General features: G+C 38.1%; 25 protein-coding genes. 4 read left to right on the top strand and 21 right to left on the bottom strand.

The window, feature by feature from the left end; all coding sequences use genetic code 11:
* Positions 1-63 precede the first annotated feature (63 nt).
* From J663_RS13755 to J663_RS13830, 15 genes are all read right to left on the bottom strand, one after another.
* Positions 64-618, bottom strand: a complete 555-nt coding sequence (locus tag J663_RS13755) for a TetR/AcrR family transcriptional regulator (protein ID WP_017402873.1) — start codon at positions 616-618, stop codon at positions 64-66.
* Between the two features lie 634 nt (positions 619-1252).
* Positions 1253-1837: a hypothetical protein gene (locus J663_RS13765; RefSeq protein WP_033850415.1), complete on the bottom strand. Its 585-nt coding sequence runs from the start codon at positions 1835-1837 to the stop codon at positions 1253-1255.
* Positions 1838-1898: 61 nt separating this feature from the next.
* Positions 1899-2807 carry an SEL1-like repeat protein gene (locus tag J663_RS13770; protein ID WP_033850417.1) on the bottom strand — a complete coding sequence of 303 codons (909 nt, stop codon included), beginning with the start codon at positions 2805-2807 and terminating at the stop codon, positions 1899-1901.
* Between the two features lie 109 nt (positions 2808-2916).
* Positions 2917-4137 (bottom strand): chloride channel protein, encoded by a 1221-nt coding sequence (locus J663_RS13775; protein ID WP_033850418.1) that lies wholly within the window; start codon positions 4135-4137, stop codon positions 2917-2919.
* 302 nt (positions 4138-4439) lie between these two features.
* Complete coding sequence (locus tag J663_RS13780) at positions 4440-6158, bottom strand: acetyl/propionyl/methylcrotonyl-CoA carboxylase subunit alpha (RefSeq protein ID WP_033850420.1); 1719 nt, start codon at positions 6156-6158, stop codon at positions 4440-4442.
* Positions 6158-7741 carry an urea amidolyase family protein gene (locus J663_RS13785; protein WP_033850421.1) on the bottom strand — a complete coding sequence of 528 codons (1584 nt, stop codon included), beginning with the start codon at positions 7739-7741 and terminating at the stop codon, positions 6158-6160. Before J663_RS13785 ends, J663_RS13780 begins: the two co-directional genes overlap by 1 nt.
* A gap of 31 nt (positions 7742-7772) precedes the next feature.
* Positions 7773-8588: a putative hydro-lyase gene (locus tag J663_RS13790; RefSeq protein ID WP_081404759.1), complete on the bottom strand. Its 816-nt coding sequence runs from the start codon at positions 8586-8588 to the stop codon at positions 7773-7775.
* Between the two features lie 2 nt (positions 8589-8590).
* Positions 8591-9355, bottom strand: a complete 765-nt coding sequence (locus J663_RS13795; protein ID WP_033850425.1) for a LamB/YcsF family protein — start codon at positions 9353-9355, stop codon at positions 8591-8593.
* 34 nt (positions 9356-9389) lie between these two features.
* Entirely contained in the window at positions 9390-10643 is a 1254-nt protein-coding gene (locus J663_RS13800) for an NRAMP family divalent metal transporter (RefSeq protein ID WP_080591763.1), read from the bottom strand.
* Positions 10644-10987: 344 nt separating this feature from the next.
* A complete protein-coding gene (mumR, locus tag J663_RS13805; protein WP_033850428.1) occupies positions 10988-11899 on the bottom strand; it encodes a LysR family transcriptional regulator MumR in 912 nt (303 codons plus the stop codon).
* Between the two features lie 91 nt (positions 11900-11990).
* Positions 11991-12170, bottom strand: coding sequence for a zf-HC2 domain-containing protein (locus J663_RS13810; protein ID WP_017400102.1), 180 nt, complete (start codon positions 12168-12170; stop codon positions 11991-11993).
* A complete protein-coding gene (locus tag J663_RS13815) occupies positions 12164-12784 on the bottom strand; it encodes an RNA polymerase factor sigma-70 (protein ID WP_033850430.1) in 621 nt (206 codons plus the stop codon). Before J663_RS13815 ends, J663_RS13810 begins: the two co-directional genes overlap by 7 nt.
* A gap of 2 nt (positions 12785-12786) precedes the next feature.
* On the bottom strand, positions 12787-13542 hold the full coding sequence (locus J663_RS13820) for a DNA-binding domain-containing protein (protein WP_033850432.1): 756 nt from the start codon (positions 13540-13542) through the stop codon (positions 12787-12789).
* Positions 13493-14356, bottom strand: a complete 864-nt coding sequence (locus tag J663_RS13825) for a DUF692 domain-containing protein (RefSeq protein ID WP_033850433.1) — start codon at positions 14354-14356, stop codon at positions 13493-13495. Before J663_RS13825 ends, J663_RS13820 begins: the two co-directional genes overlap by 50 nt.
* Before the next feature lie 69 nt (positions 14357-14425).
* Entirely contained in the window at positions 14426-14734 is a 309-nt protein-coding gene (locus J663_RS13830; protein WP_002122109.1) for a hypothetical protein, read from the bottom strand.
* 165 nt (positions 14735-14899) lie between these two features.
* Here J663_RS13830 and J663_RS13835 point away from each other — a divergent pair, with 165 nt between their 5' ends.
* The gene (locus J663_RS13835) at positions 14900-15502 is read left to right on the top strand and encodes a DoxX family protein (protein ID WP_033850435.1); all 603 of its coding nucleotides are present in this window, start codon (positions 14900-14902) and stop codon (positions 15500-15502) included.
* Positions 15503-15630: 128 nt separating this feature from the next.
* Here the strand turns inward: J663_RS13835 and J663_RS13840 are convergent, their stop codons facing one another.
* From J663_RS13840 to J663_RS13855, 4 genes are all read right to left on the bottom strand, one after another.
* Complete coding sequence (locus tag J663_RS13840) at positions 15631-16575, bottom strand: DUF4424 family protein (protein ID WP_033850595.1); 945 nt, start codon at positions 16573-16575, stop codon at positions 15631-15633.
* A 122-nt stretch (positions 16576-16697) separates the two neighbouring features.
* A complete protein-coding gene (locus J663_RS13845; RefSeq protein WP_017481463.1) occupies positions 16698-17042 on the bottom strand; it encodes a hypothetical protein in 345 nt (114 codons plus the stop codon).
* A 313-nt stretch (positions 17043-17355) separates the two neighbouring features.
* Entirely contained in the window at positions 17356-17814 is a 459-nt protein-coding gene (locus J663_RS13850; protein ID WP_017481462.1) for a hypothetical protein, read from the bottom strand.
* Positions 17815-18064: 250 nt separating this feature from the next.
* Positions 18065-18259 carry a hypothetical protein gene (locus J663_RS13855; protein ID WP_033850438.1) on the bottom strand — a complete coding sequence of 65 codons (195 nt, stop codon included), beginning with the start codon at positions 18257-18259 and terminating at the stop codon, positions 18065-18067.
* A 352-nt stretch (positions 18260-18611) separates the two neighbouring features.
* Between J663_RS13855 and J663_RS13860 the strand changes: the two genes are divergently transcribed.
* Complete coding sequence (locus J663_RS13860) at positions 18612-19955, top strand: MFS transporter (protein ID WP_033850440.1); 1344 nt, start codon at positions 18612-18614, stop codon at positions 19953-19955.
* Positions 19956-19996: 41 nt separating this feature from the next.
* A complete protein-coding gene (locus tag J663_RS13865; protein ID WP_025466693.1) occupies positions 19997-20860 on the top strand; it encodes an alpha/beta hydrolase in 864 nt (287 codons plus the stop codon).
* A 78-nt stretch (positions 20861-20938) separates the two neighbouring features.
* On the opposite strand, the gene J663_RS13870 is transcribed toward J663_RS13865, so the two are convergent.
* Both J663_RS13870 and J663_RS13875 read right to left on the bottom strand, forming a co-directional pair.
* Entirely contained in the window at positions 20939-21256 is a 318-nt protein-coding gene (locus tag J663_RS13870) for a hypothetical protein (RefSeq protein WP_033850442.1), read from the bottom strand.
* 142 nt (positions 21257-21398) lie between these two features.
* Complete coding sequence (locus J663_RS13875; RefSeq protein WP_033850444.1) at positions 21399-22103, bottom strand: hypothetical protein; 705 nt, start codon at positions 22101-22103, stop codon at positions 21399-21401.
* Between the two features lie 638 nt (positions 22104-22741).
* Here J663_RS13875 and J663_RS13880 point away from each other — a divergent pair.
* Complete coding sequence (locus tag J663_RS13880) at positions 22742-23755, top strand: SIR2 family protein (protein ID WP_033850446.1); 1014 nt, start codon at positions 22742-22744, stop codon at positions 23753-23755.
* Positions 23756-23757: the final 2 nt, after the last annotated feature.

A 23757-nucleotide genomic window follows, 5' to 3' on the forward strand; every position in this document is an offset into this window, starting at 1 on the left:
GCCACACCAAAAATAAAAAGCCCAATCACGGGCTTTTTATTTTGATGATTATTGGGGCTATCTCTAAGACATCATTAATAAAAAATATTCTACTAACTTGTCTTGCTCACCTGTCTGGTTTTTACTTAAAAGCTGAATCATTCCCCCATCCACTACAAACAAAAACATCCGTGCATCGTCAACTGAAGCCTCAGTTTTGACTGTTAAAAGCAGTTTATAAATTTCATTTACAAGCCAAGTTCTATATTCAATCGCAATGCGATAAGCCATTGGATAGAGCGTTTTAATTTCAAATATTGCCTTAAAGAGCAAATAATAAAGGCCATTTAAATTGGTATGTAGAAGGTAAATCTGCTTAAGTTTATCGAGCACCATAAGTTCATTGTAAGAATAGAGAATCGAAATTACCTTGTCTTTGAGGGCATCTTTTTGAAAAATGAGACACCTCTCAATGAGTCTTTCTTTTGAGTGAAAAGCATTATAAAAAGTAGCTTTTGAGGTTTGAGCTTCTGCAATAATTCGGTCGACCCCGACCTTATGAAATCCATATTGTTTAAATAAATCTGTTGCCGTGTGAAGCGTTCGCAACACTCGAAAGGAAGATTCTAAATTTTTCATATATACCGCTTAAAATAATTTTTTGTTGTATGTAAAAGAGATAGAAATGCCGTCACTCTTAAATTGAGTGTTAAAAACAGGCATGCAAAAGCGGCACAAAAAATGGTGTGCTCGCCTATCTCAGATTTATTGTTGCTATGTTTTAGTCGTAACGATGTTTAGGCGTAAAAACCTAGAGTCGATTAAACCGATTTTTAGACTGTTTAAGCGGTATGGCTAGAGAGAGTTTGGCAAAGGCCAAAAATTGAGAAGAATTAGTACGCATAGCGGACTCCTTTGGCTATAAAAGAAGTTTCACCGCATTACTGCTAAATAATGGTGGCGAAACGAAAGAGGGTTAGCAGACTGGAGCCAAAGAATCCAGCACACCCGAAGGTGTCCCCCTCCCGTTCCGCCGCAGAGGGGGCACGCAGGGATTTCCACAAAAAAGTTACTACTTTTTCGTGTACTTTGGCTGATGGTCTGCTAAAACCAACTGGCAATGTGGCCAGCACGCAAAGGATAGTATTCGCTATTGTTGACGTCAAGCGTGGGAAATGACAATCGTATTAAAATAGATCGTTAAAAAGTTAGGGGAAATAAGTTAGTTTCTTTATTATTTATTTTCTTAAATATTATGCTCTTGGCATACTATCTATCTTGAAATCCTATGTACTCGATCAATTAAATCTTTTATTAATAATGGATCTAAAAATTCATCTATCTTTTCCCAATTCTTTATATACGGCTTCATTACATCATCCATGAAATCTTTTTTCATATAGACCTGCATGTAATATCCATCTATAACTACTCCTACAAATCTACAATTACTATCAATAAACATATATCCTCCATTTAACATCTGCATAAATGAACGACTTACACAATCAAGCATTTCTTTTGTAATCGAAGTTTTAGCAATCATAAGAGGAGAAAAATCTTGAAAGATAATATCTTCGTTATTACTAAGAGGAATCCAGTATAACTTCTCAATCTCTCCTCCCATTATTGAGCATAAATTCTCAAATAAGGATAGAGGACAACTTTCATTAGAATAGTCGAAGAAATCTAATAATTGAATTCCAGTCTTAACTTGACCAATATCGGATTCTAATGCGTAATCATTTTTATTCCACTTACTAAATAAAATTAAAAAACTACTTAGCTCGTTACCATCCAATAAACCATAATATTCTTTTAAAGGGTCATTTTCTTCAATCCACGGCTTATTTTTCATAAAGTATCTCTATCACTTCTTACTTAAAAATCTTATTTTTATATTACAAACTTCTATAGAACTATTCTTCAAATAGCGATAAAGCATCCTTATTGCCATTTTCCGCCGCTTTTCTTAGCCACTTTTCGGCTAATTCATTGTTTTGCTGTATACCCTCACCTTTGTAGTACATCATCCCTACAGTAAATTGTGCTTCATCATTTTCCTGTTGAGCAGCTTTGCTATACCATTCGAATGCTTTCTTATAATCTTGATTTACACCTATCCCAAGAGCATATATCGCCCCCAAGTTATTTTGTGCTTTTTCATTTCCTTGCTCAGCCGCTTTGCTATATAACTCAAAGGCTTTTTTATTATTTAGCTCTACGCCCTTACCTTGTGCATAAAGTGCTGCAAGATTATTTTGCGCATCGGTATAATTTTGTGCAGCAGCTTTGCTATACCAATCAAATGCTTTTTTATAATCTTGGGTTACTCCATAACCTTCTTCATAAAGTATGCCCAAAGAGTATTTAGCTTCGGCATTATCTTGTGCAGCAGCTTTGCTAAACCACTCAAAGGCTTTCTGATAGTTTTTAACTCCACCATCACCATTTGCGTAATATGCACCTAAATTACTTTGTGCTTTTACTTCCCCTTGTTCAGCAGCTTTACTATACCATTCGAATGCTTTTTTATAATTCTGCTCTATCCCTTGCCCAAGAGCATACATTGCTCCCAAATTATTCTGTGCCTCTGCATTTCCTTGATTAGCAGCTTTGCTATACCATTCAAATGCCTTTTTATAATCTTGAGGAACAACTTCCCCCTCTACATATAATTCACCAAGTTTTGCTTGAGCTCCTGCATCGCCTCTTTCTGCTAACTGCGAAATATCTTTAAAATCTGGTTGATGGCTACAAGCTAATAAGTTGATTGCTACTAAAATAATGCCGATTTTTTGAAGTTTTTTTCTTAAAATAAAAAACATAATAAATATTAAATTGCTTGTGATGATAAATATATTGAATGAATTTTAGCATAAATCCTCAAGCACAATTGAGCCAAAGCCCAATCAAACCCTACCTAGAAACCACTTATTAATCCATCAACTTTTTACGGCGATACAACCCACAATTCCCAGAAAATAGCGCTGCCAACAAACAAGTAATAATGGCGTAAGTGGCAACATTCATTCCAAATAGCTCAACAGCTAAAATAATAGAGGTCAACGGTGCCTTACTCGCCCCTGAAAACAGACTTACTAAACCTAATCCTGCAAGCAATGAAATTGGCAGATTTAAAACTGCGCCTAAAGCATTACCTAATGTCGCACCTACATAAAACAACGGCGTAATTTCACCACCTTTAAAACCTGAACCTAGAGTGATGGCAGTAAAAATAGTCTTGTTAAAAAAGTCGTAAAACTCAATCGGCACATAAAAAGATGAAATGATTTTATCTGTACCCAAACCGTTGTATTGCTGATGTGCAGTGAACAAAGTAAGTAGCATAATGACAATACCACCCACCATCGTTCTTAATGGCAAATAACGCACATACTTATAAAAGACGTCACTCGCAAAATGGATGGCCGCAATAAAGAAACGCGCGACTAAACCAAAGATCAGACCTGCCACAATTAAGTTCATGAGCGTGCCAAAATGAATGGCTGGGAACTCATTAATCACATAAAAAATATGTGGATGAACAATATCAAATAGCTCAGGGATGGCCGATGCAATCAGAGCCGACACAAAACACGGAAAAATAGCTGAGTATCTTAAATTACCTAAAGCCGTAATTTCTAAACCATAGATTGCACCCGCTAGAGGCAAGCCAAACACCCCTGCAAAGCCTGCACCAATACTGGCGATTAAACAGATTTTTCGGTTATCTTCCGAGACTTTTAATATATGGCTTAAGTGGTCAATTAAGGCACCTGAAAGCTGAACCGCTGGGGCCTCACGCCCTGCCGAACCACCAACTAACTGCGTTAAAATTGAGGTAATAAAAATGATAGGGCTCATTCGTTTTGGAATAAACGACTTAGGCTGGTGAATTTCATCAATTAGTAAATGCGTTCCCCGTTCAATCGGTGATCCATATTTTTTAATCAGATAACCAATACCAAAACCCACAAAAGGTAAAAAGTAGATGAGCCAGTGATGCAGACTTCGAACTTTGTTTGAAATATCAAAAGCGACAAAAATTAAAGTCGATCCCACCCCTGCTACGACTCCAATCACAATTGAGATGACGAGCCAATAGACACTGTATTTTAGAATTTGATCATATTCAGATGAAGGTAGAATTTTCATTCGCTTTCTTCAATTCGCCTTTGAGTGGATGCCAAATTCTCAAATTATTTTTATGCTGCCAGCTCATTAAGTGAGAAATGCTTAAACTGGGCTAAAAATTAAAGCCCGCATAAGCGAGCTTTCAATACAGTGATTAATTTTCATATCACTAAACTGTGATAAATATCTCACAATTAGGGCTGATTTTCAAGCTGAAAATGGTTAACGAGTACTGCGAAAATAGCTGACTGAGTGAATAAATAAGCATTCGATTTGACCCAATCAAACCAACACTTAATCGGGCCAAATCATCTATTCAAAACTTAATTAATACTCGCAATCACGGTTTCTGCATGACAGGTCGCGCCCTTCTCTGCGCCAATCTGAATAACGCCACTGCGGTGTGCCAGTACCTGTACTTCCATTTTCATGGCTTCCATAATGGCAACCACTTGGCCTTCGGTGACTTGCTCACCATTTTCGACTTTCCAAGCGCTAATCACACCATTAATTGGAGCAAGTAAATGCTCGGCACTTACTTCTGGCGAGGCTGTTTGGGCTGGAGCTGCAGTTGCTGGGCCTTGTGCAAACATACCCGCAGGTAAACCTAAACGGTGTAACTTGCCATCAATTTCAATGTAGCTGAGTAGCATTGGCTGTTGATGGTTTGGAATGCCACGTTTGGTTGGCTTTAATTCTTGTTTAAAGTCATTTTCAATCCAGCGCGTGTGTACATTAAATTCATCTGTAAAGTCAGGTTCATTAAGTACCGCGCGGTGAAAATCTAAAACTGAAGCTACGCCTTCAATTTTAAATTGTTTTAAAGCACGTTTAGCGCGAGCAATTGCAACTTCGCGGGTTGGACCAGTCACAATTAGCTTTGCCATGAGTGAGTCAAAATGGCTAGACACTAATGACCCAGTGCGAACACCTGTATCTACTCGTACACCGTTACCAAACGGCGCTTCAAATAAACTCAATACACCAAAGGCTGGAATAAAACCACGTGCTGGGTCTTCAGCATTAATACGAAACTCAATGGCATGGCCTTGTGCTTTTGGTGTTTCTTTAATAGAAAGCTCTTCACCTTGTGCCACGCGAATTTGTTCCACCACCAAATCGACTTTTGAGGTTTCTTCAGTCACTGGGTGCTCAACTTGCAAGCGTGTGTTTACTTCTAAGAATGAAAGCTTGCCATCACGACTGAGTAAATATTCAACTGTACCTGCACCCACATAGTTTGCAGCCTGACAAATATTTTTTGCCGAGGTTAAAATTTGCTGATAAATCTCATCGCTAATGAATGGTGCTGGTGCTTCTTCGACTAATTTTTGGTTACGGCGTTGCAATGAACAATCACGTGTACCAAGTACAACAATATTGCCATGCTGATCCGCAATCACTTGCGCTTCTACATGGCGCGGTTTATCTAAATATTGCTCGACAAAACATTCACCACGGCCAAAGGCAGCTTTTGCTTCACGTACCGCCGACTCATAAAGCTCTTTGACTTCTTCGAGTTTCCACGCAACTTTTAAGCCACGGCCACCGCCACCAAACGCCGCCTTAATGGCAATTGGTAAACCGTATTGTTTGGCAAACTCTAAAGCTTCATCTGCATTATTGAGTGGATCTTGCGTACCCTGAACCAAAGGCGCACCGACTGAAGCAGCAATTTTACGTGCTTCGATTTTATCGCCTAGTTTTTCAATAGCACTTGGTGATGGCCCTACCCATTTTAAGCCCGCATCAATCACGGCTTGGGCAAATTCAGCACGTTCAGATAAAAAGCCATAACCTGGATGCACCATGGTCGCTTTTGATTTTTTTGCAACTTCAATAATGGCTGGAATATTTAAATAGGTTTCACTGGCAGTCGCACCAGTCAAGCCCCATGCTTCATCTGCAAGTTCGACATGCATGCTGCCAATATCGTCATCTGCATATAACGCGACTGATGAAATTCCCATATCACGGCAAGCATGAATAATACGAACGGCAATTTCACCACGGTTAGCAATCAATAATTTTTCTGTATTCATCATTCATTCTCAAAATCTGTAAATTCGGCAATTTTTTTAAATTTGATGCGGCAACCTGCTGGAATCTGTGCCACCAAGTCCCAATGGTGTTTAGCAACAGAGCCAATGACCGGATATCCGCCCGTTAAAGGGTGATCATTCATAAACAAAACGGGCTGACCACTCGGTGGAATCTGCAAAGCGCCAATACACGTACCTTCACTTTCCAGTTCATGGGTAATTTTGCGAGTTAGAGGCTGTTCACCTGAAAGTCTTAGCCCGACGCGGTTGCTTTCATTGGTTCCCAGCCACTCTTGCTGACAGAGCAGTTCAATACTGTCTTGTTCAAACCAGTCTGTACGTGGGCCCATCACAATATCTAGCTCAACGACTTCGTCAGCTCGCGGTAAGTCACTTTTGCCCACTTCATTTACGCTAATATTGGTTGCCTTTACCTGCCCTTGGTAAATGGTATCTCCAAGCTTTAAAGGTTCTGGACCTAACACTGCCAAGCTGTCAAACGAGGCACTATTGAGTACTGGTTCAACGTCTATACCACCACGAACTGCTAGATAGTTTCTTAAACCTGCGGTCGGTGGCTGAATTTGAAATTCATCGCCTTCATCCAGATCAATCGGTTGATGGCTTGCAAAGTCTGCGGTTTGCCCGTCAGCAAATTTCACACGAATGTTTGAAATAGCCCCAGCAACCGCAATAACGCCTGCATGCTGCATTTTGGCTTTTAGGCCGCCATTTAAAACTTCAATGACAGGTGTATCGGTTGGGTTACCTACAATACGGTTAGCACTATGCATGGCAGATAAGTCCATTGCACCCGCCACGCCAACTCCAATATTAGTTTGGTTTAGGCGCCCTTCATCTTGAATAAGCATCTGTAAACTTGGCGCAGTGATCGTAAATAGTGGCACAGATTGTTTCGGCTCAACTGTACGAGTAATTTGCTGCGGTACATTTACGGTTGTAGGCTGATGCGTAACATCCTCGAAATGTACGGTCATGCCCGGTAACAGTAACGCAGGGTTTTTACGCTCTAAATCCCACATTTTTTCTGATGTTGTCCCGATCAGCTGCCAGCCACCCGGACTGTCTTTTGGGTAAATACCAGAGTATTTTCCAGCCAAGCCCAAAGAACCTGACTGTATTTTTTTACGAGGAACCGTTAAGCGTGGAATATCGGTAAAAGGCTTATCGGGACTGCTCATATAAGCAAAGCCCGGCGCAAAACCAATAAAAGCCACATTCCACACACTTTGGTGATGTTTTCTAATCACATCTGCAACAGTCAGCCCTTGTAACTCTGCAACTTGAGCAAGGTCTTCGCCGTTATAGCAAATCGGCACAATCACTTCTTGGCTGCTACGCTCAAATCCAGAATCAATTTTAAGGCTCTGAATTGAAGTAACCAGTGTTTTAAAGTTGGTTTCGATCTCGTTAAAGAAAACCAAAATTGTTTTTGCAGCGGGGACTAAGTCTTTAATTCCATTCAATTGCGTATTTTGCAATTTATTGTACAACGCCAAAGTTTCTTCTAAGCTCGCAAGCTCAATTAGAAAACAATCGGCGTTTACCGATAAAAAACGCATTTGCTTATCCTTTTAATTCTTCTTTAGCTATTTAGCTCATCCAAGCGCGGTCAGGAATATCGGTAACAAACATGTAGCCCGGTGCATGACTAATGGCAAAAGGAATTTTCGAGTTCATCACTGCTGCTTGCGGTGTTACCCCACATGCCCAAAACACTGGAATTTCACCCGCTTCAATACGGGAAGCATCACCAAAGTCTGGCTTATTTACATCCTTAATGCCTAAGCTTTCAGGGTGACCAATATGTACAGGCGCGCCATGTACACTCGGCATACGTGCTGTAATTTTTACCGCCTCACTAATTTGATGCGATGGAATTGGTCGCATTGAAACCACCATATTTCCTGAAATACGGCCTGCTGGTTCGCACTTTATATTGCTCAAATACATCGGCACATTGGTGTCGTCATGAATGTGGCGAACTTCAATGCCCGCTTCTTGCAAAGCTGTTTCAAACGAAAAACTACAGCCAATTAAGAAAGTCACCAAATCTGGATGAGCGTTATAAATTTCTCTTGCATCGGTCACTTCATCGACCATTTGGCCATCTTTCCAAATGCGATAACGCGGAAAGTCAGTTCGAATGTCTGAGTCTGCGGCAAGCTTAGTTGCATAAATGCCCTCTTCGAGCACATCGAGCACTGGACAGCTTTGCGGGTTACGGTGTGCATAGAGTAAAAAGTCATATGCCCACTCTTTTGGCACCGAAATCATGTTGACTTGCGTCATGCCCGCAGCCATGCCTGCTGTCGGTTTATCAAAACCTGCACGGATTTTTAAACGCGCCTCTAACGCGGCTTCAAGCTGAGCTGGGTCGACTTTAATATCCTTATACATGGTGCTCATCCTTATGCTTTATTTACAAACGGGCGAATTTCAATATTATTTTTTACAAGCTCAGCTTTAATGGCAGCCGACATCTCTAGCGCACCATCGGTATCACCATGTAAGCAAATGGTGTCGGCCTGAATTGGGGTAAATACACCGTCAATTGACTCAACTCCACCATTATTAAGCATAGACACCACGCGGCTTGCTACAAATGCCGAGTCGTGTAAAACCGCACCTTCTAGACGGCGGGAAACCAATGAACCATCGCTATTATAAGCACGGTCTGCAAATGCTTCTGACACGACTTTTAAGCCAGCAGCTCGTGCCTGCTCTACCAAGTTTGACCCAGCTAAAGCCACTAAGACCAGTTCAGGGTTATACATTTTAATGGCATCAATCACAGCTGCTGCCTGAGCTTGATCATGTGCAATGGTGTTATAAAGTGCGCCATGCGGTTTAACATATTGCACTTTTGAGCCAGCTACTTTCGCCAAACCATCGAGTGCAGAAATTTGGTAAAGCACATCGGCAATCAGTTCGTCACGTGACAAATCCATATTACGGCGGCCAAAGCCTACAAGGTCTGGGTAAGACACATGGGCTCCAATAGTCACACCAAGCTCAACGGCTTTACGAACCGTTTTTAAAATGCCGAGTGGGTCGCCCGCATGAAAGCCACAAGCAATATTGGCACTGGTCACGACAGGTAAAATCTGGTCATCATTACCCATTTTCCATGAGCCAAAGCTTTCACCCAAGTCACTATTTAAATCTACAAACATGGCATTATTCCTTTATCACTTCACGCAGTCTGGCTTAAAGCTTGGTCAAATAGTTAAACACAGTCGTAAACGACATATAGCCCATCCACCACGTTAACAGACATGTTAATCCACCTAAAATAAGCAACCATTTTGGATAGTTATAATTACCCATTAAATCTTTACGGCACGCGGCAACATACACAAAAATTGTAAGGCCAATTGGCAACACCAATCCGTTAAAACCACCTACGAAAATGAGTAGGCCTGCCGGAGTTGCACCCAATAACACATAAAGCAATAAAGCCAATGCGATAAAGGTAATGGTCGTATAGTTGGTTTGTTTTGGTGTTAAGTTCTTTTTAAACGCAGTAAAGAATGACACTGAAGTATATGCTGCGCCAATGGTGCTACTAATCCCTGCTGCCCAGAAAATTAAACCAAATAATTTAAAACCAAATGTACCCGCTGCATATTGGAATGCTTGAGCTGCCGGATTGGCGTCATGGCTGGCTAAATCAATCGTTGCACCGCTCACCACCACACCTAAAAAAGCCAAGAACAACACATAGCGCATGATGCCGACCACAACAATGCCCTTGGTCGCAGCTTTAGCAACTTCATCAATATTTTCAGGGCCAACAGCGCCTTTATCGAGTAAACGGTGTGCACCCGCATAACAGATATAGCCACCAACCGTACCGCCAACAATGGTGGTAATAATGGCAAAGTCGATCTGATCTGGAGCAAAGGTTTGATGTACAGCTTGCCCAACTGGAGGCATCACAATGACAGCAACGATAATAATCAGAAGGATTTTAAGCAATCCCAACACGATCATGCTTTTATCCATGGCAAGTGTTGCTTTTCTTGATGCAAAAATCAAAATGGCTAATGCACCACTTAAAATACCGCCCCACTTTGTGTCGAGGCCAAAAAGTGCATTTAAACCTAAAGCTGCACCGGCAATGTTACCGACACTAAAGAAAAACCCGCCTAAAATCACCAGAAACGCCAGTAAATAACCACTACCCGGTAATGCTTTATTGGCAATGTCTGATGCACGCATTTGAGTAAGTGTGACCACTCGCCAAATATTTTGTTGAACCACATAATCAATCAGAATGGAAATTAAAATGGCAAAGCCAAATGCCGCGCCTAACTTGACTGTAAATACAGCAGTTTGGGTTAAAAATCCTGGCCCCATTGCAGAGGTCGCCATCATAAAGATCGAGGCCACAATGGCCCATTGGCGATCTGATAAAAAAGAAGATTTCAGTAAAGACATATTAATGCGTTCCTCATCCATTTGAGCTTAACAACGCTATTTTCAAGTTGAACCAAGAACACCATTTTTTGTCCCAAACGATATTCTTTAATCCTTTAAAATGACAAAGATTCCCTGTTCCCCAATCAACACAATCGGTGATCAAATCTTGTGTCTAAAATAAAAACATAGCTAATCCCTACGGACAATAAGACTTTTTACATTAAGTTAAAAATTTAAATAATTGATTTTAAATAGTTTAGTATTTATTAAAAAATCAAGATAAGCTTTACTTATTGAAGTTAATAAGCTGCTTTTATGGTTTTACATACAAAACAGCTTTTTTTAAATAATAAAAAATGGGATAAAAGACACACAAAAATAGCTTATTTTTTAATTTGCTCATTGAGCCTTTTCATAGCACATTCAGAGACCTTAACTGCAACTTCGGTCAATTTCTCTTTTAACGCAACATCGTTTCCTTGAATGTAGATCGAGGTGAAATGGAACGTTTTTAATTGAATAGGCGTATTTAATATTTCTAGTCGACCATCAGTAATTTCTTTTAGAGCTGTTAAGGTCGGCACCACAGCAATACCAAAGCCCTGCTCGGCTAAACGCAGTAAAGTTGCCAATGAATAACTGGTAATTGAAAGTGGTTCATCAATCCCTTGCTCTTTCATTCGTGCTTTCAATTCTTTATAGGGATAGGTAATTTTTGGATAAGTTAAAATGGTATGTGACATTAAAGTTTTAAAAGACATTTGAGCAACACCCCCTTTAAATGAAGGTGAAGCCAAGAAACTTAATTCAAAGTCACACAAAGCTTGTTCAATACACTCAAAAGCTAAAGTTGGCCCAAGTAAAAAAGCCATGTCTAAGTCACCTGTCCGAACGCCCTCTTGTAAGTTAGGCGTAAGGTCTACCACAATTTCTACTGAAATTTTTGGGAACTCTTGCTGAACCTTTTCGATATATTCAACAAGCCACGTATAGACAATAGTTTCGGAAACGCCCAAACGAATGGTGCCAGTCAGGTGCTGATTTTCAGTCAGTTCAGCCACCAGATCGGTCTCTAGTCGCATAAATTTTTCGGCGTACTTAAATAAAGTTAAGCCTTTGTGTGTTGGTTTAAGCTGCCGATAACTTCGATCTAAAACTTTAAAGCCTAATTCATTTTCAAGAGATGTGATTTTTTGAGAGACCGCAGGCTGGGTGGTTTGTAATTTAGTCGCGGCCTTATTGAAGCTCTTTAAAGTCACAACCCAATAAAATGCTTCAAGATTCTTTAAATTCACGTTTCATCCTGTCTTAAAAAACTCCTTTACTTTTATAGTATGGGAGTTGTTAGCGTGATTAGGCTAGCAATAAATAAATTTTTAAATAAAATTAGCCATCCAAATTTTTAAATGCTTTAGAAAGCTGACTAATTGTTTTGATCTGTTTTGAATAACGGCGGCATGAGCGGCACGCCAATAAATGCAGTTGTAAACCACTTTGCTCACGTAATAACAATGGTCTATCTTGCTTTTCAGACAACAGTTGAGTGGCTTGTCGACATGTCAGCATGAACAATCCTCCTTCAATAACCATTTATTTTCTAAGCATTCACGTAGTCGGGTACGACTCCGATACATCAACACATTAAAGTTTGAGATAGACAATTCCAACTTGCTACAAATCTCATTAGAACTCAGCTCTATCACCTCTCTCATCATAAAAACTTGAGCATATTTGGCAGGTAAATGATTTAAACAAGCTTCAAAAATTATCCAGAAATCTCTCTGCTCCATCATTTCTTCAGGGCTTTGCCATGCTTGAGGCGCTTCATATTTGTGCCAATGTCCGGAAGCATCAAACAGTGCATCAATACTCAGTTCACTTTCCTCATCTTTAAATAATTCTGTCATTGAGACCAAACGCGATTTTTGCCGAATCACATCAATAATTTTATTTTTTAAAATGGCAAACACCCATGTTTTAAACGCGGCACGCCCTTTAAATGAATCTAAATGCTGGAAAGCACTCGTTAATGCCTCTTGCACCACATCTTCAGCTTGAGGAAGAGAAGAAAGCTGTAAAAAAGCAAATTTTATCATTTGCTGTCTTAAGTCTTTTAAAAAGGCTGGATTATGCAGCTGATCCCCTATTTCTTCATGATCTGATGCCACGGCTGAAGTCATCCTTATACCTCTTTAAAATCATGGGGAACTTGAATCAATCGCACTCGAGTTAACAGTGCTTTTAGTTCTTGAATCTGCAAATAAATATCATGTTCAGACAAATCAGTGAGTACAGATTGAATCAGTGTATGAATATCTTGGTCAGTTAACTTTACATTTTGAGTCAACTGTTCAATCACCATAGCAAACAAAGGCGAAAGCTGTTCAATACATACTTTGTCTTGTTCATCTCGCCAGACCATAATTGCTCCAGGCATAGGCTCGACCTGTTCTGGAGTCATTAAAGTTGTCCACGTATAAACGGGATATTGATAAACCAATACCCATACCTTCGTGGTTAACTGCCAATCACAGTTTTCCTGCAAGACTATTTTTTCAATTTCAACAGTGTCTAAATACAACTCAAGCCATTCAAACTGCAACAACTCAGCCAACCAAGGATATTCTTGCAATATCGGGTGCTGCTGATCTGTCAAATACTCTCTAAACTCAAGAGAAATATCATTATACAAAGGTGATCGGCACTGGGCTTTTTGAAAAAACTCCGAGAGTAATTGTTGCCACTTTAACTCTGGCAACATCGCACGAGCCACGGGATAAACTAAATCAATAAATGAACAGACATTATTAAAAAGTAAGTCTCGATAAATATGCATTCGTCCGGCAGGAAGAGCTTGAGGTAATTCCAAATCAGGATCTCTAATCCAGTCACAAAACTGTTGTTGCATGGTCTGAAAGGATATTTGATTTTCCTTCATAGCCACTCTCCTGTTGTTGAATTATTTTAATTTTGGCTAGCTCCTCTTCTAGCTCTCGCCATGATGGAATATTAAAGTCGCGCTCAAGTAAAGTTGCTTTCACACCACACACTTGATAGGTATATCTCAATAGTTCCCATACGCGATCACAAACCTCAGCACCATGCGTATCAATTAATAAATTTTTCTGAACTTGCTCATGTCCAGCAATATGTAAATAACGTATTCTTTCTTTTGGCATGTCCCGAATAAATCCAAATGCATCACTGCCATGGTTAATACTGTTGACATAGACATTATTTACATCCAGAAGCAAATCACAGTCTGCATATTGAAGAACTTCTCGGATAAACTCCGCTTCACTCATCTCAGCATTTGGCATTAAATAAGTAGAAACATTCTCTATGACTAATCGTCTTCCTAAAATATCTTGAATACGTAAAATACGTTCAGCGACATATTGAACAGCCGCTTCAGTCATGGGGATTGGCAACAAGTCATATAGATAGCCCCCATCATTTGTATAACTTAAATGTTCAGAATAAATCGAGACATCATATTGTTCTAAAAAGCTTTTTATTTTTTCGATAAATTCAAGATTGAGTGGATGAGGACCGCCAATAGACAATGACAAACCGTGACAAATTAATGGGGCTTTTTCAACACACTGTGCGAGTAATTTCGCATGTCGACCACCAAAACCTAGCCAGTTTTCAGGAGCAACTTCGATAAAATCGGGACATGTTTTTGCATCTAAAAACGAATCTATAAAATCACGCCTTAAACCCAGCCCTACGCCTGACAAATCCATCATGGTGATTTCTCCTTTTGGAAACGATGCCGACACTTACCAGAAGGTCGACATCATCCATGATCAGATTGTTTACTTAGCGCCGCACTTACCGTCAGCGACTTTTTTATCTGCACCGCACTTGCCGTCCGCTGCTTTTTTGGTTGCTCCACATTTACCATCAGCTGCTTTTTTATCTGCACCACATTTTGCTTCGGCAGACTTTTCGTGGTTTTTCATTTTGTTAGCACCGCATTTTGCTTCACCGCATTTTCCATCTGCTGCTTTGGTTGCATGTGCTTCGGTTGTTGTATGGGTTGCTGCTACCGCCACTTGTGTAGCGCCAGCAACTGAAAGTGCTAATAATGCCGCCACTGAAGTCATTGAGTTGAGTTTGTTCATTTTAGTATTCCTTTAAAGATAAAATTCTCGGTTTGTACATTTGTACGTATAGTTAGACGGACCAAATCCTTTTTTATTACACCGTAAATAAAAAATTTTTTTATGTAAGAAATACAGTCTTTATCCGACTAATTAATATTCAATCGCATCGGATGTGAAATTATCATGAAGAATTTTATTTATGGCTTATCTCAATATTATCAAAAACTGGGTAAAACTCTACAACATGCGGACGGCATCGCAGCTCTGGCTCTTCGATTATATTTAGTTCCTATATTTTGGATGGCCGGCACAAATAAATTAATGCACTTCAATGATATTGTAGAATGGTTTGGCAACTCAGATGGAGGTTTAGGACTTCCCTTTCCGTATGTAATGGCCCTGCTTGCAACAACAACTGAACTCGCGGGGGCAATACTATTAACATTTGGTCTCTTTACTCGCTTAATTAGCATCCCGCTCATGATTACCATGTTGGTTGCCATATTTACTGTCCATATACCAAATGGATGGCAAGCGATTGCTGATCCAAATGCACCCTTTGCAAACATGCAGGTCTTGGCCTCGGCTGAAAAGTTAGAGAAAGCTCGTGAAATATTACAAACCTACGGCAATTACGACTGGCTCACGTCTAGTGGTTCGTTTGTAATTTTAAATAATGGAATTGAGTTTGCCGCTACGTATTTAGTGATGCTTCTCGCACTGCTTGTTCTTGGAGGCGGTCGTTATTTCAGTTTAGATTATTGGATTAAAAAGAAGCTGCTCTAATTACTCATTACGCTCAGAATCCTACTGACAGCAACATAGGGCATCTTTTTCTTATTGTGTGCCATGTTTAGCTCATGACACACAATCAATATTGAGGCAATTTGCTCAAACCAGAAGCTTGTATGAAGTCATCTAACTCTCACAAAAATAATATCTAGGTCCTTTTTGGGTACAAACCTAGTCTTGGTCATTTGAAATTGAGTTGGACTAATTTTTTTAACTGGCCCATCCCAACAAAATGAAACCAGTTCGTCTTTATCGCGCTCAATGGTTAACTTAAAGTTTTCAATTGGTTTTGCCCAATTTGCGCCCGTCGTCAAAATATAACCCAAAGCACTAAACGGCGAATTTTCTGCACTGGCTTTTTTTAAGCCCTGTTTAAATTGTTTATCCATACAAAATTGCTGGTTATATTCATCTGGATAGAGAGCTACAGAGCCACCGACCAAAGGTTTGTATTCATGATGAATCTTAGTCAAACCATTGGCTTTAAAAGTCTGCTTCCAACTATAGATCACTTGAGATGACCATGGAATTACATCATCTTTTTTAAATTTGGCTAAAATTTTCTGTATTTGCGGCTTATTACATTGTTTTAGCTTATCTACATAATACTCATAATCATAGTTAGTACGAGTCCACGGATTTAGCATCTCTTTTTCACTAAAACCGCACTGTTTAAACTCATCCGTAGCATCAATCAGGGACGATTTTTCATCTTTTTGAATAAAGGTTCTGACATGCATCTCCGGCTTTATATTTTTACCATCCACCACAATTTTAAAACTTTTTAAAAGCTGTTCGGTGTGGGCAAAATCAGCCTCAAAAAAATTATCAATGCGCGGTAACGGAAATAAGATGGTTTCCGTTACGTCTTTATTACTTAAGTTTTTATAAAGATAGTCGACCTTAATCAGTTTTTTACTGATGAATAGATCTTCGCTTTGCATGGTAATCTGCGAGTTTTTGAGATATTGAATCCCACCCGTACCCACGTAACCCGTAGAGTCGTTGGCTAGACCATAGGTGGATAACGAAGCTAAAACAGCAAAGGTTAATGCAAACGTTTTCATTTTAAAGCGCTCTGTCATTTTCTAATTATAAAATATCGATCTGGAATAAAGCATAACTATTTAAGCATAGATACGATTAGTTTTTTAGTAATGACTCATATATCGCTTTAAATCTAAAAACTTTAATGAAAACTTAGTTTTTGTCTCGTCATCTTTTTAGGCACACTAATTTTTCCAATAAAGTTGGTTAGCCATAAAATGCATTCATCACGATGTTCAAAGTGAGGCATCAAACTAAGGTCAATTTTTATATCTCTATCTGCCAAAGGCAAACTCAAGCAATATTCAAAGTCAATCGACTTATATTTTAACCTCAGATCTTTTTCTTGGGCCTGTTTTTTGATTTCCGCCATGATGCGGTTAAGGTTAACAATCAAATTATTGGAAACTTGATTATTTTCATAGACACGTTCATAGACGTTTTCAGCAACGTCAATGTATTTTATAAGCTCTGCATTTTCATTCATATCATTCACATTCTCTTTTTTTTAAAGATTATGAACAGCTAAATGTTTAATTGCGTTACTTGGCACATTGGTTATGTGAAAAATGTATCTTTTCCTTTATTACAATATAAACTTAAATTATTGTTATTTATTATAAAACATAAAAATCATGCATATTTACATACAATTAATCTTGTCTATGATCTGAGTTTAAACATAAGAAAAAATTGAGTTATCAATTATATTTAGTCAAAAAAAACCGCCCCAGAAGGCGGTCGCTGAGTTTAAACCAGCAGTATATAGAAGCAAGGTGGACGTTCGCTTCTATATTCTTTTATGAAGGAGTTTTATTAGTTTTCATAAAATCCTCAGATTTAAAATAATTGATAATCATGTCTGCATGCTCTTCTTTTGGAGGAGCAACAGTTACAGGAAACGAATCTTTCGACATCTTAAAACCTGGTGGTAAAAAGTGCGAAATTGGTGGCAATTTAGGCTTTCCCCCTTCTGTGATTCGCTCAATAAGACCAGCTAACCAAAGAAGATATTCACCTTCGTTTGTAAACTTTGGCATGACACTCAAATCAATTTTAACTTTGCATTCACTTAACGGTTTCGTTAAATTTTCTTCAAAGTCTATATAGTTGAACTTGAGCTTAAACTCAGTTCCCTTGATGGCTTTTCGGATCTGACTAATTAAACAGTTAAGGTTCTGAGTAATGTCATCAGTGAATAAGCCATCTTTTTTTATATTTTTATAAACCTTTTCGGCTACAGCTAGATACTTTGGCATTAACCTCTCTCCGTCCTATTGTTATAAAGTTCTGATCTATGAATGTCTTATGTATTTGATTATGCTTAAACTCATGTAATTAAAGGTAACCTTATTGGACTTGTTTGTAAGTAGTTGGCGCTTTATGTAAAGCGCACCAATAAAATACCGAAAAAAATTATGGTTTTGATAACTCATCCGCAAAAATGCATGGTTGAATAGAGAAAGTTTGAAACATTTATTTTCATATTATTTTTACCATTTGGTAAAATTAATATGCTTTCATTTGCTTATCTCGCCTCAATAAACCCAGAACAGCTCGACGCACTCGTATTTCTTCTTCAGAAAAAGGTAAATGCTCGATGAGCTCGCAAATTGAGAGAGAATTATTTTCGATCAAAAAGCAGTCTTGCTCTGTTGTCCAATTAGTCGTAGCCGATTCAGTTTGTTTTAAATAGCGTTTCATATTTCCTAGCAGACTTGTTTACATATACAAAAAGCCTGCCTTTAGAGCAAGCTTAGCTTAAATTTTGGGGTGAGCATTATTATAGCAGTCTGTAGACAATATGTTCTGTTGATCTTGTAGCTTATCTTTATAGCCACTAATAAATAATTTTTAGTGCGAAGCATTTTATTTTGTAAATTCAGCTAAGTGTACATTCGGAATTAATGGATATAGATACGGATGAAATGGATATTTTTCATCACCGATAAAAATAAGAATAAAGCTGGAATACACACGGATGTCTAAAACTTATGGAGTACAGCAATTCTTATTTGTTTCACAAGATTCTTAAAATCAATTACAGGGATATATTATGAATAAAATAGATGTGAACACCATCGTAGATCGAGAAAAATTAGCTCCCCTCCAATGGCTAGTCTTTATTTTAGGTTTTTTAGTATTTTTCTGTGATGGCCTAGATACTGGAATCATAGGCTTTATAGCACCACCTTTATTAGATGAATGGCAAATTTCAAAGGCCGAGTTAGCTCCTGTATTTGGAGCTGCTTTGGTAGGTATGAGTATTGGAGCTTTAATATCAGGTATTTCCGCAGATAAGTTTGGCCGAAAGAAAATAATGATTATCAGTATGTTAGTCTTATCTGTATTTACAATAATTTCTGCCTATTCAACAAATACAAAAGAATTGATTATCTATCGATTTATCACTGGACTTGGGTTAGGTGCTACGATGCCTAATGTAAGCACAATCGTTTCAGAATATATGCCCAAAAAGTATAGAGCATTTCTTACAGGTTTAGCGGGTTGTGGATTTCTAATGGGAGTCTCTTCTGGCGGATTTCTTTCAGCCTATTTATTAAAAACTTTTAGTTGGTCTCAATTATTAATTATTATTGGTTTGATACCAGCCTTACTCACCCTTGTATTAATCTTTAAACTCCCTGAATCTACACAATTCCTGATTCTTAATAATCAAAAGAAAAAAGCACTTTCTATTTTAGAAAAAATACATGGCAAAAAAATTGAAAAAGAACTTATGTTATCAACAGCTGGACAAGAAATTATTGAACAAAATAATCCACTCAAGGATATTTTTAGCAAATATTTATTCGGTTCATTAATGTTGTGGCTATGTTCGTTTATGAGCTTATTAGTGTTTTATCTTTTCACTAGCTGGATGCCTACCATTTTAAAAACTGTTGGTTTTGATCTACAACAATTAAGTCTCATGTCTACGTTATTCCCATTCGGTGGGGTCATCGGAGCCATAATCATGTGTAGATTTATGGATCGTTTAAATCCAACCAAAGTGATTACATTTTCATATTTCTCTGCGTTTTTGTTATTTATTCTTCTCAGCTTTACCCATAACAATATCGCCCTATTTTCAATTCTGATTTTTATGATTGGAGGGTTATTAGCGGGAGCTCAAACTGCGTTATTTCCTTTAGCTACTCTATTCTATCCTCCAAGCTGTAGAGGATCTGGAGTTTCATGGATGCATGGAATCAGCCGTATTGGCGCAATTTTAGGCTCATTATTAGGTTCTCTAATTTTCACTTTGAAGCTAGATCTGAGCTCAATTTTCTTAAGTTTAGCAATACCCACTTTTATTGCTTTTCTTTGTTTAGCACTTAAATGGTATCGGGAACTAAATATAGCTAAGCAAAAATTTAAAGTCGTTCGTACTGATTGATCACTATTCCCCTCTATTAAATCATTGTTATCGAGGTTTACATGACAGATCTATTTTTTTCTAATCTTCAAGAAAGAGAAGTTCAATACAACGCAAGAAATTCAGTGCCAGACTTTGATTCTTGTATGAAAGAATATGCACGTCTTGCACAGAAATCAAAAAACACGGTTACAGGCTTATATAATTTACATTACGGCTTAGCTAAGAGAGAAACTTTAGATATCTTTCCAGCAATGAAGCAACTTTCTCCGATTTTTATTTATATTCACGGAGGATATTGGCGTGCACAAAGTAAAGATGATGCCTGCTCGATGGCAGAAAATTTTGTTGCACATGGAATTGCCGTATCTACAATTGAATATAGTCTTTGCCCTCATGCATCTCTTTTTGAAATCGTGAGAGAAGTAAGAACATCGATTGCTTGGATCTATCAGAATGCTAAGACTTATGGCATAGATCCCGAGCAAATATATGTAGGAGGTAGTTCTGCTGGAGGACATTTGGCAACAATGCTTTGGAGTGACCGTTGGCAAGAAGAATTTAACTTGCCAAAAAATGTTATTAAAGGTGTTCTTGGCTTAAGTGGTCTTTATAATTTATTACCCTTATGCGATACCAGCATTAATGAATGGCTTAAACTCAGTCCAGATCAAGCAACTGAACTAAGTCCTTATAAAAACTTACCTCTACCAGAAAATTCAGCACCTCTCATACTCAGTGTAGGAGATTTAGAAACACAAGGTTTTCATAATCAAACCGATTTTTTCTATTCTATTTGCAAAGAAAAAGGTTTAGACGTTTCATTAATAAAAGATGAAGGACATAATCATTTTGATATTGTGAATACCCTTGCTGACAAAGATAGTGTGCTATTTAAAAATATGTTGGAACTTATTCATAAATAATGTCTGAGCCATTAAATAGTCAATTGATATAGAGTTATACATGATAAAAAAGCCCACTCACGGTGGGCTTCTTAATGGTTATTTTGCGGCATTTACCCCAACAATAAATTGACTACAATTAGAACCTTCAGATGCATTGCCTAATTGCTTTTCAGAGAATTTAAATTTAGAGGCAACTGACTCGTAATCTTTTTTAAGGCTTTGGCCTGTTAGCTCACCAAGCTCTTTCACCTGTTCCGGTTTCAAGATGTCATGTTCAACCGCTTGATTTATCATGACACATGCTGTGGTCATTGCGTCATAACGTGCAGCAGTTTTAGAGTAACCTAGAGCGCCAATTACACCGCCAACAATTAAACCAATAATGACCGCTAAAGTTACGTGCATCTTATTCATTTTTTAAATACCTAAAAATCTAACCAAAAGACGAACACTTCAAAAGGATGTGCTCAAGTCCAATTAGGATAGTCGTATTTACAGGTTATAAAAAAGTTAGATTCTGTCACATTTTTTGATAGTTCAAGATGCGTATAAACCATCAAGGTAAAAACGGTTTTGTTAAAAATACAAACCCGACAGAGAAAAAAGCATTATCGTGATGAGAAATTTGGTCGCCATAACTTGCATTTAATTGAACAAAGTCTTTATAGACCATGTATCGAATACCTGTTTGGTAAAAGGTATCATTTCGGTCATTACCATATACTTCGGCAGTGAGCGTTAAAGGGTTAGCAAGTTGTGTTTCGGTTGCAATACCCCACGTGGTTTGATTTTTATGAGTAGTATTTTCACGTAACCAACCAAGATTGGCATGGATTAAAAACTTATCATCTAATGTAGAAACACTTAAGGGAACATTAACCGTCCAATCTTTCTTTGAAGAATCCTTAGTATTGATTTGAGTACCAAATGAAAAACCGATTCCCCAATCATTCGTTTCTAAAGGCTTTAATAAGGTTTTACCTTGTAGAGTTGCATAACTGACATGCTCAGTATCATCATTTACTCTCCCCATCCCTATAGCAAATTCAAAATTACCACCAAAATTACAGGCTGGTGTTGCCCAATATTCTTTGCTGTCAGAGTTATGCTGTGCCCATGTTTCTAGCTGACAAGTTTTTGGAGAAACCAGAGCAGCATCGTCAACAACCATAGGTCGTCCACTATGGCTCGCGCTAGATAATGCGAATAAACAGAAACCAGAAATAAGTGAGCGTTTCTTTAAAGTAAATAACACTAGCATCACTCCCATAAGTCATGGAGCACATGCAAGTACTGCAACCCGTCATGAATAAATCATGGGTTAATAATAGAAATGAAAAGATGGAAATAAAAAAACCTCTTTTTGCATCCACAAAAAGAGGTCTGTCAGGACTTCAGTGGATACTTAGACTATTACCGATCGACTACTGTCACTCGAACAAGTACTCACATTGAAGCTCCTAAAAATTAGTTGGGCGGATTCTAAAATTCCCGTTGTTAAATATCAAGTTAAAATTTCATGACAATCTAAGAGCTATAAACTGATCGTTTAATCAAAGCAGCAATTTTTTATTGGTGTTATTCATAAGACAAGTCTCCCAATAGACCTATCATTAAATCATCTTTTAAGATATGAAAAGGTAAAGAAACATATTGGCTTGGATGTCTTGGTTTTGCAGAACCATCATTGGGGCCATTTTTAGTAGCCCTTTTACAAGCTAACCATTAGATTTTATATAAGATAGAATTATTAGTCGACCATGATTTTTTGATTCAATTAAATTTATTGCTGGCATAAATGTATATTTGACTTATCTTTTTTTATAAGTTACAACAAAATACATCTTTACACTTGAACCAATTAAAAAACACCAAGTCAAGCATATAAAGGATAATAACTTGTCTAGTATTAATTATGAAAAACAGGCTCAGGATTATTATGGAAAAGCTCCTATCATAATTTTGGGTAGTGGGGCCTCCGCAGCACATGGAATGTCTGGTATGGGCGCACTTGCCCAGCATTTGACTGATAAAACTGATGTTTCAGAATTATCTGATACAGATATGCGATCGTGGGGTAACTTCTGTCAAATTCTTACAGATGGTATAGATCTTGAAACAGCACTTCATCAAGTGGATGTATCTAAAGAACTAACTAGTAGAATCATAAATTCTACTTGGTCACTCATCAACTCTGAAGATTGCAATATCTTCAAAAATGGCTTGCAAAATATTTCGATGTTTCCACTGAGTCGCCTGCTAAAACACATGTTTAAAACAAGCTTAAAAAAAATAAATATTGTCACGACAAATTATGATCGTCTAGCAGAATATGCATGCGAGCAAAGTAAAATCCACCACTATACTGGTTTTACACACGGGTTTTTTCGCCAACTAACTACTCCCGATGAATTAATCTGCTCACGCAGAGTGAATATCTGGAAGGTACATGGGTCTCTCGACTGGTTTCAATCTCCACTAGAAGACACCATTGCAATTTCGGGCGCACAAGAAATTCCTGAAAATTACAGCCCACAAATTGTGACACCAGGCACTCAAAAGTACCATAAGACACATCTTGAGCCATTCCGCTCTATCATTAATAACGCAGACATAGCTATCAAGGAAGCAGGGTCATATTTGTGCATTGGATATGGATTCAATGATGAACATATTCAACCAAAACTTATGATCAAATGTCAGCGACAAGGTACACCAGTCACAATTATCACATATGCGCTTTCCGATTCGGCCAAAAAACTTATTCTTGATGGGAAAGCACAAAATTATTTAGCAATAGAGCGTGGTGCAACAAATGACCAGTCTGTTGTCTACTCTTCTCTAAGTAATTCTTCATTCACAGTAGAGAAAAATATCTGGAGCCTTGAGGGCTACTTATCACTCATCATGTAGAG

It is taken from the genome of Acinetobacter sp. 826659, from assembly GCF_000588515.1.
Classification (GTDB): Bacteria; Pseudomonadota; Gammaproteobacteria; order Pseudomonadales; family Moraxellaceae; genus Acinetobacter; species Acinetobacter pittii.

What these genes read in the sequence shown, in the direction of transcription:
- J663_RS13775 (WP_033850418.1), bottom strand. Translation starts at nt 4,137, where the DNA reads ATGAAAATTCTACCTTCATCTGAATATGATCAAATTCTAAAATACAGT.
- J663_RS13810 (WP_017400102.1), bottom strand. Translation starts at nt 12,170, where the DNA reads ATGCTGACATGTCGACAAGCCACTCAACTGTTGTCTGAAAAGCAAGAT.
- J663_RS13865 (WP_025466693.1), top strand. Translation starts at nt 19,997, where the DNA reads ATGACAGATCTATTTTTTTCTAATCTTCAAGAAAGAGAAGTTCAATAC.
- J663_RS13785 (WP_033850421.1), bottom strand. Translation starts at nt 7,741, where the DNA reads ATGCGTTTTTTATCGGTAAACGCCGATTGTTTTCTAATTGAGCTTGCG.
- J663_RS13845 (WP_017481463.1), bottom strand. Translation starts at nt 17,042, where the DNA reads ATGAATGAAAATGCAGAGCTTATAAAATACATTGACGTTGCTGAAAAC.
- J663_RS13840 (WP_033850595.1), bottom strand. Translation starts at nt 16,575, where the DNA reads ATGAAAACGTTTGCATTAACCTTTGCTGTTTTAGCTTCGTTATCCACC.
- J663_RS13850 (WP_017481462.1), bottom strand. Translation starts at nt 17,814, where the DNA reads ATGCCAAAGTATCTAGCTGTAGCCGAAAAGGTTTATAAAAATATAAAA.
- J663_RS13875 (WP_033850444.1), bottom strand. Translation starts at nt 22,103, where the DNA reads ATGCTAGTGTTATTTACTTTAAAGAAACGCTCACTTATTTCTGGTTTC.
- J663_RS13800 (WP_080591763.1), bottom strand. Translation starts at nt 10,643, where the DNA reads ATGGATGAGGAACGCATTAATATGTCTTTACTGAAATCTTCTTTTTTA.
- J663_RS13835 (WP_033850435.1), top strand. Translation starts at nt 14,900, where the DNA reads ATGAAGAATTTTATTTATGGCTTATCTCAATATTATCAAAAACTGGGT.
- J663_RS13755 (WP_017402873.1), bottom strand. Translation starts at nt 618, where the DNA reads ATGAAAAATTTAGAATCTTCCTTTCGAGTGTTGCGAACGCTTCACACG.
- J663_RS13870 (WP_033850442.1), bottom strand. Translation starts at nt 21,256, where the DNA reads ATGAATAAGATGCACGTAACTTTAGCGGTCATTATTGGTTTAATTGTT.
- J663_RS13765 (WP_033850415.1), bottom strand. Translation starts at nt 1,837, where the DNA reads ATGAAAAATAAGCCGTGGATTGAAGAAAATGACCCTTTAAAAGAATAT.
- J663_RS13780 (WP_033850420.1), bottom strand. Translation starts at nt 6,158, where the DNA reads ATGAATACAGAAAAATTATTGATTGCTAACCGTGGTGAAATTGCCGTT.
- J663_RS13830 (WP_002122109.1), bottom strand. Translation starts at nt 14,734, where the DNA reads ATGAACAAACTCAACTCAATGACTTCAGTGGCGGCATTATTAGCACTT.
- J663_RS13855 (WP_033850438.1), bottom strand. Translation starts at nt 18,259, where the DNA reads ATGAAACGCTATTTAAAACAAACTGAATCGGCTACGACTAATTGGACA.
- J663_RS13770 (WP_033850417.1), bottom strand. Translation starts at nt 2,807, where the DNA reads ATGTTTTTTATTTTAAGAAAAAAACTTCAAAAAATCGGCATTATTTTA.
- J663_RS13820 (WP_033850432.1), bottom strand. Translation starts at nt 13,542, where the DNA reads ATGAAGGAAAATCAAATATCCTTTCAGACCATGCAACAACAGTTTTGT.
- J663_RS13790 (WP_081404759.1), bottom strand. Translation starts at nt 8,588, where the DNA reads ATGAGCACCATGTATAAGGATATTAAAGTCGACCCAGCTCAGCTTGAA.
- J663_RS13795 (WP_033850425.1), bottom strand. Translation starts at nt 9,355, where the DNA reads ATGTTTGTAGATTTAAATAGTGACTTGGGTGAAAGCTTTGGCTCATGG.
- J663_RS13815 (WP_033850430.1), bottom strand. Translation starts at nt 12,784, where the DNA reads ATGACTTCAGCCGTGGCATCAGATCATGAAGAAATAGGGGATCAGCTG.
- J663_RS13860 (WP_033850440.1), top strand. Translation starts at nt 18,612, where the DNA reads ATGAATAAAATAGATGTGAACACCATCGTAGATCGAGAAAAATTAGCT.
- J663_RS13825 (WP_033850433.1), bottom strand. Translation starts at nt 14,356, where the DNA reads ATGATGGATTTGTCAGGCGTAGGGCTGGGTTTAAGGCGTGATTTTATA.